Annotated in this window: 12 protein-coding genes and 1 other RNA gene; all 13 read right to left on the bottom strand. The window is 50.3% G+C overall.

What is annotated here, in order from left to right:
• The 13 genes from AC1RRC_RS08705 to ompA all read right to left on the bottom strand — a co-directional run bounded on the left by AC1RRC_RS08705 (position 1) and on the right by ompA (position 12,812).
• Positions 1-2,535, bottom strand: a complete 2,535-nt coding sequence (locus tag AC1RRC_RS08705) for a DotA/TraY family protein (RefSeq protein WP_493054889.1) — start codon at positions 2,533-2,535, stop codon at positions 1-3.
• A 38-nt stretch (positions 2,536-2,573) separates the two neighbouring features.
• Positions 2,574-3,050: a hypothetical protein gene (locus AC1RRC_RS08700; protein WP_493054888.1), complete on the bottom strand. Its 477-nt coding sequence runs from the start codon at positions 3,048-3,050 to the stop codon at positions 2,574-2,576.
• A complete protein-coding gene (locus AC1RRC_RS08695; RefSeq protein WP_493054887.1) occupies positions 3,034-3,219 on the bottom strand; it encodes a hypothetical protein in 186 nt (61 codons plus the stop codon). The genes AC1RRC_RS08700 and AC1RRC_RS08695 overlap by 17 nt, the downstream gene beginning before the upstream one ends.
• Positions 3,220-4,013: 794 nt before the next feature.
• Positions 4,014-4,394, bottom strand: coding sequence for a hypothetical protein (locus AC1RRC_RS08690; protein ID WP_493054886.1), 381 nt, complete (start codon positions 4,392-4,394; stop codon positions 4,014-4,016).
• Positions 4,395-4,461: 67 nt separating this feature from the next.
• Positions 4,462-5,892, bottom strand: coding sequence for a site-specific integrase (locus tag AC1RRC_RS08685; protein ID WP_493054885.1), 1,431 nt, complete (start codon positions 5,890-5,892; stop codon positions 4,462-4,464).
• 142 nt (positions 5,893-6,034) lie between these two features.
• Positions 6,035-6,394: a transfer-messenger RNA gene (ssrA, locus tag AC1RRC_RS08680) on the bottom strand.
• 59 nt (positions 6,395-6,453) lie between these two features.
• A complete protein-coding gene (locus tag AC1RRC_RS08675; protein ID WP_493054884.1) occupies positions 6,454-7,413 on the bottom strand; it encodes a hypothetical protein in 960 nt (319 codons plus the stop codon).
• A gap of 87 nt (positions 7,414-7,500) precedes the next feature.
• Positions 7,501-8,199 carry an HAD family hydrolase gene (locus tag AC1RRC_RS08670; protein WP_493054883.1) on the bottom strand — a complete coding sequence of 233 codons (699 nt, stop codon included), beginning with the start codon at positions 8,197-8,199 and terminating at the stop codon, positions 7,501-7,503.
• A gap of 15 nt (positions 8,200-8,214) precedes the next feature.
• Entirely contained in the window at positions 8,215-8,910 is a 696-nt protein-coding gene (gene ubiG, locus AC1RRC_RS08665) for a bifunctional 2-polyprenyl-6-hydroxyphenol methylase/3-demethylubiquinol 3-O-methyltransferase UbiG (protein WP_493054882.1), read from the bottom strand.
• Positions 8,911-8,992: 82 nt separating this feature from the next.
• Positions 8,993-9,523, bottom strand: a complete 531-nt coding sequence (locus AC1RRC_RS08660) for a hypothetical protein (RefSeq protein WP_493054881.1) — start codon at positions 9,521-9,523, stop codon at positions 8,993-8,995.
• A gap of 10 nt (positions 9,524-9,533) precedes the next feature.
• A complete protein-coding gene (locus AC1RRC_RS08655; protein WP_493054880.1) occupies positions 9,534-11,324 on the bottom strand; it encodes a caspase family protein in 1,791 nt (596 codons plus the stop codon).
• 3 nt (positions 11,325-11,327) lie between these two features.
• Positions 11,328-11,921 (bottom strand): OmpA family protein, encoded by a 594-nt coding sequence (locus tag AC1RRC_RS08650; RefSeq protein ID WP_493054879.1) that lies wholly within the window; start codon positions 11,919-11,921, stop codon positions 11,328-11,330.
• A 171-nt stretch (positions 11,922-12,092) separates the two neighbouring features.
• Positions 12,093-12,812 (bottom strand): outer membrane protein OmpA, encoded by a 720-nt coding sequence (ompA, locus tag AC1RRC_RS08645; protein ID WP_493054878.1) that lies wholly within the window; start codon positions 12,810-12,812, stop codon positions 12,093-12,095.
• Positions 12,813-13,173 lie beyond the last annotated feature (361 nt).

Below are 13,173 nucleotides of genomic sequence, written 5' to 3'. Positions count from 1 at the left end.
TTACTCGTTAGAGTGGTTATCAATGTTCCATTGTCTTCTGAAGCCTGAAATCTGATTTCCATTATTATCAGTAATTTCGACACTTTCCTTCTGCCCTTTTTCAAGAGTTACACTGTCACCGATTCCAAACTCTGTTCCTGCTTTCTTTGCTAGATCAACTCCCCAAACTTTTTCTTTTGAACCATTTTCTTTCTCTAACTCTACAAAAAAGCTGTCCTTGTTTTCAGGGTTATCTTGATATGGTGCTTTACCAAAGTTTGATACTTTTCCTGAAAATTGATTAGGATTGCTGTTATTTTTACTTTGCATTGCATTGTATGAATTTGGTTGTTCGGTTGCTCCATCAGATTGACCATCCTTTGATTCTGTTGAATCTGCACTATTAGCATTGGTTTCTGCTAAAGCTTTATCATTTAATGCGTCCATTGGGTTTTCAGGCTTACCTTCATTTCCTTTAGTCCCCATACCTTTTAGTGCATTGTTTAAGCCTCCTGCACCTTCTCCGACTTTATTCATAATGGCAACACCTGCAACACCAATGTTGTTTCCTCCTGTCACTTGGCTTGCTGTAGAACCTAACTGTATATCTGAATTTGTGATGTATTTTAGAACTCCATCAGGCAACTCATGGATTAGATTGAAAATTCTCTTGATGATTGAGAACACGAAGTATCCATAAATTAATGCACCAAACACGCTTGAACAGATTAATATTAATGTATTGCTATCTTCATTCATTGATAAGAATGCATCTTGGAAGATGGATTGTATGAAGTCTCCAATGATCTGCAATAGTGCTATTGAAGCTACTACACCAAACACCATTAAAACTGGCTTTAAAGCTAGACTCAATATTAATCTGTATCCCTGTGAAGCTCCACCGACCATGTCGTCACCATTTGATAGGTGCATCACTGCCCACAATGGAGCGATTAGGATTGCTTCAATACATAATACAAGCCATGAAATGATGCCTGATATGATAATCAGCATTGGTAGTGCAGGTATGACATAACTCAATGTGAAACCTGTGATTAACAGCATCGGAATGAATGTCACAAATATTGCTCCTGCTCCTGTAGCAATACCAGGCGCAAAAGTTGATACTACAAATAGTCCTAGAAGTGCTGTAAATCCTGCTCCTGCCATCATCAAGAAAGCATTACCAATTCTCTTGATTGCCATTACAGGGTGTTCACCTTGTTTAAGCACGAAGTTATCCTTATCTGCACTAAAATGTGACTTTATAATCATATTTAGATCGACATTCCCTGCTAAACATTCCATTACTCCACCGCACTGTGCTTGATTGTTGCTTGCGCCTGCTTCAAATGAAATCCCGTATTGTCTTCCTTTTTGAGTTTTGGATAGTGTTTCAATTAATGGTGCATAAGCTGCTTGGTATTGATCCAAGAACGTCTTGTTAATGAATCGTTCTGATGGACCTACAGAATTGGGAACCTTAGCCATTGTTCTTTGAGCTAAATCAACTAGGAAAGTAATTTTGTTGTAAAAGGTAGCTGATGACACAAAACCATCGACCTTTGCATTCTCACTTACTTGCTTGAACACATTAATATCTAAAATTTCACTCGCTGTTTTGTCTCTGATTGCCAACTCATACTTGTTGATAATTTCATCTATTGTGTTTGGATTTAATTTAGCTCCTCCAACTAAATTTTCAGCTTGAGCTTGCATCGCAACAATCATGTTATCTAACTGGATCTTCTGTTCTGCAACAATCCTATCCATTCTTGCTTGACTCTCTGCCCCTGCTGTTGCAGTTGTGAAGATGCCCGCCTGTACTGGGTAGATTACTGCTTTTTCCTTTTTAGAAAACTCAACGTGTCCACAGGTTTTCTTTGTGAATAAAGCGGTTTCGTTTCTATCTCCAAATTCATAAACAATTTTTTCGGGTGATGAACTATCTACAGTTATTCCAAAACTTGAATTACTGAATCCAAGAGCTTCCGCTGTGCTAACGTCACTTACCTTTATCTTATTTAGTGCTGATAGGCATACTGATGATTTTAGTATGTTGTAACCTAAGTCTTTAGTGTCTACTCTTACCAAACCAATTGAAATATTATTAGCAAGATTCTCTTTTGACACATAGGAAACCCATGCTTGATCAGCTAGACCGATTGAGTTAACTATCAGGATTGCTACAAGCTTCTGCATAGTGCAATAGCCACCAAAAACAGGCATTGCTAACGCTGTTCCCATTGCTAATCTAATTGGAACCCATGCGGAATTTAGTTTTTTACCAAGCATTTCACCATCATGTGCTGTTCCAATAATTGCAGTTGTGATTGTGTATGCAACCATCAAACCTGCAAAGATCAATACTGCTCCATTGAATACATTAATTATTGACTCAAATGGATCTCCTGCACCTGCTCCAAACACTTCCAAACCTCCAAAGAGGCTTGAAAGTAAGACCATGGCTTTTGAACCATCAACAGGCTGAAACATTGTCTGTGCTTGCGCAAAGCTTGGTATTAGTGCTAATAATAGGTATTTTAAATATCTCATACATTTCCTTTTTTATTGTTTTCGTGTTTACTGCTGTCTTATTTTTCGAACTTTGGGAAGTAGTCACCACTTGATTTCCATTCATTAACAGAGCAAAGTTTTCGTGTTTTAATCTGATATGTTCTAAATGAGTATTTGAAACAAAGAGCTAGGCAAATAGCCATAATCGCCATGCAGCTTAGAGTTGCCATAGGGTTTTGCTCAACGAGATATTTACTTGTGAATCCCAAAAGAACTATTGAGTAGAACAGTTGTGTGTAGAAAATTACTGTGTAGTTTTTTCTTATCGCTTTGATTTCTCCATCAGTAACACCATGCCTCTGCACAGCTTGTTCAAAGGTTTCGTCATAGACCTTTCTTCTCTTGTGTTCAGGAATAAATGCAATCTTCCCTAACTCCTTGATGTATTGATGCTGTGCTTTAATGTGCTTTACACCAAAAGCCTTGCCTGTTGCGGTTTTTGCCGAGTTAAACATTGATGCGACTTTATTTTTAAATTTATTTCTTATACTCATTTAACTTCTCCTTTAAGAATTTTTCATATTGCTTAACTATTTCCTCTACCATCTTTCTTAATTCACCCTGTATGTTGAAACCTTCCTTTTTCAGAGTCTCTATTCGTTGTTTTAGTTCAGGCTCAACTGTTACGGTGTGATTGCATTTACCATCTTTTCTTAATCTCATTTATCCTCCTTAAAAATTTAAATCCTAAAAATCCTACAAATCCTGCTTAATACTTATAGCGAATTAATTTTAGTTGTCAAATTTGAAATCAAATTGGCGTAAAAAAAGCCACTCGAATAGTGGCTTTAGATTCTTGGAGCTTCATTTTTTCTTGGGTTTATCCTTCAGTATCTTTTCTTTCATTAGTTCTTGCAGACTGAATCCTTTACCGATTGCATCAATCCTTGATGACTTCTTCTTTGGTTTCCTTTTTAATGCTTGTGATTGTATGTATAGCAAGTGATCGTCTTTCTTCTTCTTTGCTCTATAGTTTTCTAGAGTTAAATTTATAATCATAATTGTCTCCGTAAATTTAAAGTAGATTAGCAAAGCACACATCAAAGTCAATTTTTGTAGTGTTTAGAACATGGCCGTTTTGATTTCTGAAAGAAATCAGAATGGAAGCAGTTGACTTGATTTATGAAGTTGCTAAATTAAATATGACTACTAAAGGAGAAATGTATGAAATTGAATTGGAAGAGATTTATTGAATTGTTCGTGAAAACTAATGTTCTGTTCTTTGCTTGCTTGGCTTTGTCAGCATTACTGTTTTTGGTGGTTGCTCATGGCTGAGGTAAGCGATAGAAGGAGAAAAATCGGTATTGCTGTGATGATCTGTCTTAATCTATTAGTGGCATCGCCGTGGTTGCAATACTTTTACTTTGTTTCAGAACATATAATTAGAGTGTTGTTAGAAGCATTGATGAAATAAAAAAAGCCACCGAAAGGTGGCTTCTTATTTGGAGCAAAATTAATTATTTGCTGTAGATACCTTCAACAAACTCTTTACCTTTTTCAGTAAGTGCGAGTTTGAGGGCTTCTTCTTTAGCTACTTTAGATTTCAGTTCAGTAGTCCATTGTGGGAGCTTACCACGGGCATCACTCATACGAATGTTGCCATTCCACTCAAAGATTTTTTCAGCAGGGTTGAGTGCTTTAATCATTTCTTCGGGAGTGATGCCAAGCTTCTGCATCAGTTCTTTTACCTTGTTGAAGTTGACATCTTTTTCAGCTTCAATCTGAGCTTTTGCATTGTCCTGCAAGTGTTTTGCATAGTCCAATTGCTGTTGTGGAGTAGCTTTACCCGAAATGATCAGCTTCACGATTTCATCGGCAGTCAGAACTTTTGCATCCATTTTATTGCTCCAAAGTTGGTTTAGGAACTTCGATTATAATTCGACAACTATGGGGTGCCCAGCTATTTTAATTATTTCCTTTAGATTTTTGAGCTCTGTCTTTGAATTCTTTCATACGTTTTGCAAGGAATTTGTTGAACATTCCTTTTTCGTATTTGAATTGGAATTCAAAATTCCCAAAGTCAAGATGTGAAATGATGGCTTCCACAAGAAGATTTTGCTGTAGGTCTTTGAAATAGTGAATGAATTGAATGTCCTCAATTTCATGTCCAAAGTAATATTTACGGAAATTGGCATCCTCATTACTTGCAGTCTGCTTGTTCGTGACCATAGTTATGGCTGTGGAACGGAATGAGTGGAATACTTTCGTTTTTTCAGGAATCCCAATGTCATCAAGATACCGCCCAAACCTGCGGGATGGTTCTTTGATGTAGCTTCCAAAGGTATCAGGTTGAAGATTTGGGAAAAGCATCACACCATATTTCTTTACATCTTCCACATAGTCCAAGAATCCAAGTTCAATAATTTTGGGATGCAATGGAATACGGCGCTTACTTGCTTCTGTCTTCAGGGTGCCGATTTCATTATTAATATTAATGCTATAGAAATCACCGTGATCTTTGAGGTCAATGCTCGCAAGTTTGCAAAGTTCGTTCATTCGCGCACCTGTGTAGAGTCCTAAAATTGGCAACCAAAACAAATCAGGGTGTGCAATTTTTTGGTAGTTTTCAGAGGAAAAGATCTTTTGCAAGTCGTCGTTATTGAACATCTCTCGTTCTTCCTCTTTTTGCTTTATTTTTGTTTGTTTATCAACAACCAAGCCGTGTTCTTTTGCAGGAGATTTAGCATCAGGGTATTCACCACATGAGGTTGCAAAGGCAAAGAATGTGTTGAGTGGTTTTAAATGATTGTTCTCAATCGTATTATTCTGATAGTTGTTTGCATGTAGGTATTCAATATAACTTGCAACAAAACGCTTATCAATGTGAGACATTAGTAATGGGTTGTAACCGTTCCGACTTTCTGCCCACCTCTGAAATTTGATCATGCTCTGCACATACTGATACACAGTTTTAGGAGCGAGTTCTTTCTCTTTCCGTATCTTGTATTTTTCAACAACATCAGAAAATTTGGAGGTGTAGCCTACATGATGAGTTGGTGCAGAGTGAACTGAATTAGTAGGGGAGGGAGCAAGTGTTTTAATATATTCACCATGTTCCTTTATGAACTTGCCCAATGCCTCTACATCACCGTCAACATTGGGATCAGCTTTCATACTCAAACCGTTAATTGCCAATTCAAATGATTTAATTTTGCTCATAGATATGTCGTGTTCTGCCATCAGTGCCATGATTCTTACGGCACTTTGTTTAGCTACAGTTGGGTCTTTGGTATGCAAGCTTACCCGTTTGGCAACTTGCTTTCCATCACTTTTTTCGGTAACACGGAAGTAGAACACTCCAAGAGGGGAGTGCCAAAGGTGAGATGCGATTTTCATAGTAGTGGGTCGGGTGATCCACTTGGGTGATCCACTATGAATTTGCAACCGCAGAATAGGAAAAGGCTCTTAGTCTTTTTGTTTGAAAACCCTTTATAATCAAGGATTTGCAACCGAAAAACCAAGAGCCTTTAGGTGTTGGTGGTGGAGACGGCGGGAATCGAACCCGCGTCCGCAAGCACTCTACAGACAGTTCTACATACTTAGTACTATCATTTAATTTAACCCGGACGGCACGGATGTACACGTTCCGTACAGGCGATTCACCTTAGATTTAACGCTGCTTCAAGTGACCCGTTGCAGCGCGATTCCCTGTAAGTGACTCCTCAGCTTTTAACGGCCCACCCCAGGGACGAGGTGTTGAGGAGCTAACAGCAATTAAGCTGCCAGTGCGTACGAGTTATCGTTTGCAGTTATTGATTTCTGGGTGTATTTACGAGGTAACCAGGCCTCGGTATGCCCTGTTCTGCTTTGTAACCCACGTCGAAACCAGGTCGTCCCCACAGAAGGAATAGTCATTGTACCGCAATCGGCCCGGGGGCGCACCCTGGATACAGGTAATTACACTTTTTCCGGCCGTTTGAACGTGGTTTCGCCCTGGTTGATGGTGCAATCGAACACGTGTTTGCGCAATTCCGGTACGCGGTCCGAGAACAGGCGGTCGAACGCGTGTTCCTCTTCCAGGGCCAGGTTCATGCGCAAGCCCACCAGCTTGTGCGAATTGGCCAGGTTGCGCAGGCGGGTCTGGCGGGCCAGTTGTTCGCGCGGGCTGCGCATTTTGCGGGTTTCATCTTCGAAATACCTGATCAGCACGCATTCGAGGATGTCCATGCGCTCCTTCAGGATCTGTTCCTGCGCGACTTCCGTGCCGTCATCGGCCGGATGGCGGGCGCCGAAGGTGTTGATGTTCATGCGCTGGATCAGCAGGAAATTGTCATTGTCCGGCTGGTTGCGGTCGGCGATGCGGTTGATGCTCGACAGGCGGCCTTTCAGCAGGCGGCCGGCCGGGTCGTGCGTCTGGCCGACATAATGCACTTTGGTCGGGAAGTTCATCTTCACGTCAAAGTTTTGCAACAAGTCATGCACGGAATAGGTTTCAATCAGCGAACCCCAGTTCAACGTGATGAACTTGTCGAACATTTGGATGGTCGGCTTTTTGAGGGTCGCGTCTTCCGGTGTTTTCAGGTCGATCGTGACGGTTTCCTTGACCTGGTCCGCGCCGACAATCAACGGCACCGTCAGTTTCAGCGAAAAGAAACCCCAGCTGGTGTTGCGCTTCAAGTCGAAGCGCAGGCGCGGGCGGCTGACGAAGAAATAGATCAGCCGCTTGTCCATCGTGCCTTCAATGGCAAATTGCATGCGCCGCAGGTAGCGCCCCAGCGGGTCGCGGAAATCCGGCGCGGGCGGGAAATCCGTGATCAAGTCATACCAATAGAATTTGGATTCGGCGGCGGTCACATCCCAGCTTTGGGGCATGTGACTCTGCGCAGCCGCATCCGCCATCATGTCATCGCCAGTCATGTAATGCTCCGATATCAGTGAAGGGCAAAGTGCTACCTTCTCACATAGTAGTTGGTAAATTGCCGTGCGGCAATATCTGCGGAGAAACTATGCTGCCATTGTGGCATCGGTCAACGCAGATTGCACCAAGTCCAGCAACGCTTGTGGTGAATCCAGCAAATGATCGGCGTTCCACGTGGCCGGTTCGGAACTGCCGCAGTAACCCCATGCGCATGCCACGGTCGGCATGCCGGCGGCGGCGCCGGCCTGGATGTCGCGCAAGTCGTCGCCCACATACCAGCATTGCTCCGGCGGAATGCCGATGCGGCGCGCGGCTTCCAGCAGCGGTTCCGGATGCGGTTTCGGATAGGGCGTGGTGTCGCCGGAAATCACGCAGCCCGCGTGGCCCAGGCCAATCAGCGGCAGCAGCGGATCCGTGAAGCGGGCCGGTTTGTTGGTGACGATGCCCCACGCCAGGCCCGCTGCTTCCAGGCCCGCCAGCAATTCCGCCACGCCATCGAACAGGCGGCTGTGCACGGCAATGGCGGCTTCGTAATTGTCCAGGAAACTGGTTTTCAGCTCTTCAAAGCCTTCGTCGTGCGGCAACAGGCCGAAGGCCGCGCCGATCATGCCACGGGCGCCGGCCGAGGCGGTCGGGCGCAGCAATTCATATGGCGTCAGCGCCAGGCCACGCTCGCTGCGCAACAGGTTGACGGCTGCCGCCAGGTCGGGCGCGGTATCGGCCAGCGTGCCGTCGAGGTCAAACAAAATGGCGCGCGGCGCGGCGAAAGAGCGTGAAGTGGTCATAGCGGGTTAGTTCGGTCAGGCCAGGCGCGTGCACGCCACCATGTAATTGACGTCAGTATCGTCGTTCAGCGAGTAGATCTTGCTCAACGGGTTATACCCCAGGCCCTTGAGGCTGTCTACCTGCAAGCCAGCATTGCGTATATATTGCGACAATTCCGCCGGTGTGATGAATTTTGCGTAATCGTGCGTGCCTTTTGGGAGCAAACGCAACAGGTATTCCGCGCCAATCACGGCAAACAGGTACGACTTCGGATTGCGGTTCAGGGTCGAGAAAAAGACCTTGCCGCCCGGTTTCACCAGGGTGGCGGCGGCTTGCACGATGGCAGCCGGGTCCGGCACGTGTTCCAGCATTTCCATGCAGGTCACGACGTCGTACTGGCCCGCTTCCCGGGCTGCCATCTCTTCGGCGGCAACCAGCTGGTAGCGCACCTGCACGCCGGACTCCAGGCTGTGCAGGTCGGCCACTTTCAGGGCTTTTTCAGACAGGTCGATACCCGTGACCTTGGCGCCTTTGCGCGCCATGGATTCGGACAGGATGCCCCCGCCACAGCCGATATCGATCACGTTCTTGCCCGCCAGCGGGGCACGCGCGTTGATCCATTCCAGGCGCAGGGGGTTGATTTCGTGCAGGGGACGGAATTCGGAAGTGGGGTCCCACCAGCGGTGGGCCAGCTCACTGAATTTTTGGAGTTCAAGAGGGTCGGCGTTCATAGTCGGCATGATAACGGACATTTGCCGGACGCCAAAGTGCGCGCCGGAGAATTCTTGTAGAAGACCGGCGCGCCCCGTTGGATTATTGCTTGGGCGGCTTTTTCACGAAGACAATTTTATCGATCACGGCTTCGCCGCTGCGGTCCAGGTGGTACAGGATCGACGCATTGTATTTGGAGGCGGGATCCACCAAGCTTTCCGCGCGCGCCATCTTGATGAACGTAAAAATCGTCGGCAGCAGGCCCAGCACGAATTTCGGCTTCAGCGGCGCGTCGGCCTGCTGCGTCAGCGCCACTTCGCCCTTGGTCGCCACCGCCGTGATCCATTTATCCATGCGCTGGGGAATGGAATTGAGGGAAATTTTGCCCGTGATGGCCACTTCCACCTGCTCCTTGCCGGACGACAGCTGGCTCGACAGCGCATTGTCGAACAGCGACGAATCGAGGAACACCACCGATGCCGGTGTTGGCGGTGGCGCTGGTGGTTCCGCCGCGGGTGCGGCAGGGGCGGCGGCCTGGGCCGCAGGCGGCGTATCCTGCGCCTGGTATGCGTGGGCCGGCACGGACAGGATGGCCGCCAGGGCGAGTGCCGACGGAATCAGTTGGAGTTTCATTGTTACATCCTTACAGTTCATGGAATTCAGTGATGACGGCGCCAAACGCGTCCGAGCAGCGTTCCGCGATGGACGCATCGCGCGCGGCGCCGGGCTGGCATTCGGGGGTGGACAGGCCAACAGAGGTGCCCAGCAGCCATTGCAGCCGCGCGCGGCCGCCGGCATCGGTCAGGTTGTAGATAAACGGGCCCGCCTTGTTGTTGCCCAGTTGCGTCAAGTCGCGGGGCGTGGCGGTGACCACGACCAGCATGCGGTCGGTGCCGGCCGGTCCTTGTGCCGTAATGCGCCAGTTGGGCCGGGGCAGTTTCATGCTGTCGCCGGCCTTGATGTAATTGTCGCCGTCGCGGTCATTGGGGAACAGCATGTAATAGCTCTTCTTGTCCGAGCCCAGCATGACCACATAGACATAGCCGGCATGCGACGAGGTCACCGACAAATCCAGCGTGTCCTTGCCGATTTTCAGCATGCGGGCCGGGGCGGTGACTGTCACCTGGCGGCGCGGGTCACTTTGCGCCAGGATGTCGGTCAGGGCGGCGCCCGGGGCGGCCTGCATGGTGGCTGCCGTCACGGCCACGGCGGGTGTCGTTGCCGGTGTCACGGCGGGCGGTTTTGTCGATGCCGCGCTGGCGGGGGGCGTCACTGCCACCGGCGCCGTTGCAGCGGATGGTGCTGGCGGCGCGGCCGGCATGCCCGTGGTGGCAGTGGCCACCGTGGCGGTGGCCGCACCCGGCGCGGCAGCGGCCCCCGCCATGGCCGCCGGCGTGGCGGCATTGGCCGGCCGTACCGGCGCCGCCGACGCGGCGTTGGTCAGCCAGCCCGGCACGAAGCCGGCGTTGCCGCCGATCGTCATGTGCTGGGCGCCGAATTGCTGGTTGCCCTTGAAGCGCGCTTCGATGCGGACTTGGGCGCAGGCGGAAATTTCATTGACGGAAATCGCGCCGGACTGGTCCAGGTCTTGCGCGTCGTGCAGCATGCAATCGCGCCAGGCCTGGGTGGCGACGCCGCCCGCATCTTCATCGTCGAACGACACTTCATCGGGGCGCGACGAGGAAATCAGCACGATATTTTGCGCCAGCGTGCCGGCCTTGGCGGTTTCATTGCCGAGACTGCGCGTGCGGATATTGCTGGGTTTCGAGCAGGCATCGATGGCGCCGCCCGGAGAAAATTTCGGCGTCAGCTTGCCTTTCGGTGTGGCCAGGCTGCGCGTCACACCGAGCGGTTTGCCGACAATGCCGCCCGAGTGGCAGGCGTCATAAAACACCATCAATTTATCGACCTTGTCTGAAATCGGCTTCATCAGGGTCGCCAGGCGGGCATTGGTCAGGGGTTCGCTGTCGGACGGCAACAGCGCTTCCACGCAACCCTGGTCTGCCGGCAACGGGCTGTAATAGCGCGTGCCGTGGCCCGAGTAATAAAAGAAGACGCGGTCGCCGGGACGGGTGCGGTGATTTAATTCCGCGATTTCATGTTCGATGCGGGCCGCGGTGGCGTCATGGTCGCGCAAGACGCGGATGTTGGCCGCCGGCACTTGCATGGCGGTCGCCATTTTCGTGGCGGAATCTACGTCGTGCCCCACGCCCAGCAAGGGCGGAATATTCGGGCTCATGTAGTCGCCAATGGCGATGATCAGCGCATGCCGCGCGGCGCGGGGCTGGCTTGGCGGCTGGTTTTGCGGCAGGTCGGGCGCCTGGCCGGCTGGCTTTGCACTGGCTGCCGGCGTGGCGGCGGCTTGCGCCGCCGTCCCCGCCACGGTCGCGGTGACGGCCAGGACCAGGCTGGCAAGCAAGGGCGTGGGGCGCATGGCTCAGGGCTCCAGGCTGACTATGCGGACGCGGCGGTTTTCCGCCGCGCCGGGATCGGCCGGATTGACCGGTTCGCTCGAACCTTTGCCTTCCGTCACCAGCCGGTCCGGCGCCACCTGGTTGATCACCAGCACGCGCTTGACCGATTCCGCCCGCATCGCGGACAGCTTGCGGTTGTACGCCGCCTGGCCACTGGCGTCGGTATGGCCTTCCAGGCGGAAGCGCAGTTTGGCCAATTCCGGTGATTTCATCGCGGCCGCCAGCGCCGTCAGCGTTTGCATGCTGGTGGGCTGGACCCGGTCGGAATTCACCTCGAACTGGATGGCCAGGCTGATGGAGTTGGTTGGCGGCGGGGCGGGGGCTGTGGCGGGCTTGGCCGACCCTTCCGTGGGCGTTGCCGCTTCCACCGCGAAATTGCGGGTGCGGCGGGGTTTGGGGGCGGCACCGGCTGCGTCGGCAGCGGCTTCCGGCGTGGCGACGGCAGGTTTGGCTTTCAGTGCGTCGATGATTTGCTGGGCGGACGGTTCGGCGGCGGGAGCCTGGGCCAGCGCGGCGCCGCACAGCAGCAGTGCGGGCAGCACATAAAATCGGTTCATGGTGTGTGGTGGACAGAGCAAGGGTTATTAACGATCTTACTCCTTATTAACGCTCGTCAATAGGTGCATGCTGCCATTTCCGCCACAGTGCAATGCAGATGAGTTGGGTAAAAAAAACCGCCCGGCGTGGCCGGGCGGTTAAGTATCGGTTAAGACGGTGTTGTTGCGGTATTACTTGGTGCTGCGGGTGCCTACAACTTCGATTTCCACGCGGCGGTTTTTAGCGCGGCCGGCGGCGGTCTTGTTGTCGTCCACAGGCTGCTTCTCGCCTTTGCCTTCGGTGTACACGCGGTTGGCTTCAACGCCTTTCGATACCAGGTAAGCTTTCACGGCTTCGGAACGGCGTACCGACAGCTTCTGGTTGTATTCATCGGTGCCCACGGAGTCGGTGTGACCCACGGCGATGATGACTTCCAGGTTGATGCCGCCCAGTTTCGACGACAGGTCGTCCAGCTTGGCTTTGCCTTCTGGTTTCAGCACGGCTTTGTCGAAATCGAAGAAGGCGTCGGCAGCGAAGCTGACTTTTTCCGAAGTTGGCGCTGGCGCTGCGGCTTTAGGAGCTGGCGCTGGAGCAGGCGCGGCTGGCGCTGGTGCTGCTGGTGGTGGCGGCGTTACGCATTTGCCATCCACCAGTTTTGCTGGTTCCACGCAGATTGGCAGGTCGCAGCCTGGCACCGCGTCAGCCGGGGTCCAGTAGCCGGTGCGCCAGCACAGACCGAATGGATCGCGGGCGATGATGCCGCGCGCATCTTGCACGTAAGCGCTTTTCGGCGTAGGTGCTTTGATGTCGGTGGTCACTGGAGCGAATGGTGGCTGCGTTGGCTGTTGCGCGGAGGCGCTACCAGCGATCACAGCAGACACTGCGAACAGCGAGGCGATGATTTTTTTCATATTTTTCTTCCTTTCGGGGTGTTATCCGCAGCAAAAACTGCGCAACTAGTATTACTTGGGGCGCATCCTACCATATGCCCCATAGCCGCGCCGATTCCCGATTGCGAAACAATCAATTAACTTCTCGTCCATTTTGCCATAGGGGACGAAAAAGAATACGAACGGTCCAAAATGAATCCGGTCCGCATCTTACCAAAATGTTGTGTTTATGCAACGAAATTGTATCTAACGCGGGGATATTAAACCGTAAATATTTCAGGCAGATGACTCTAAAGCTTGCTTTCACCAAAATGGTGCGCTATTAAGGCGCACCCGCGAGGTGCGGAATCTCGCGGCGGGGCCCGTGCGCATGCTAAAATCG

Source organism: Pseudoduganella sp. GW821-FHT12E03 (assembly GCF_058807115.1).
Note: the sequence above shows the minus strand (reverse complement) of the source record. Positions and strands in the feature narration are given on the sequence as shown.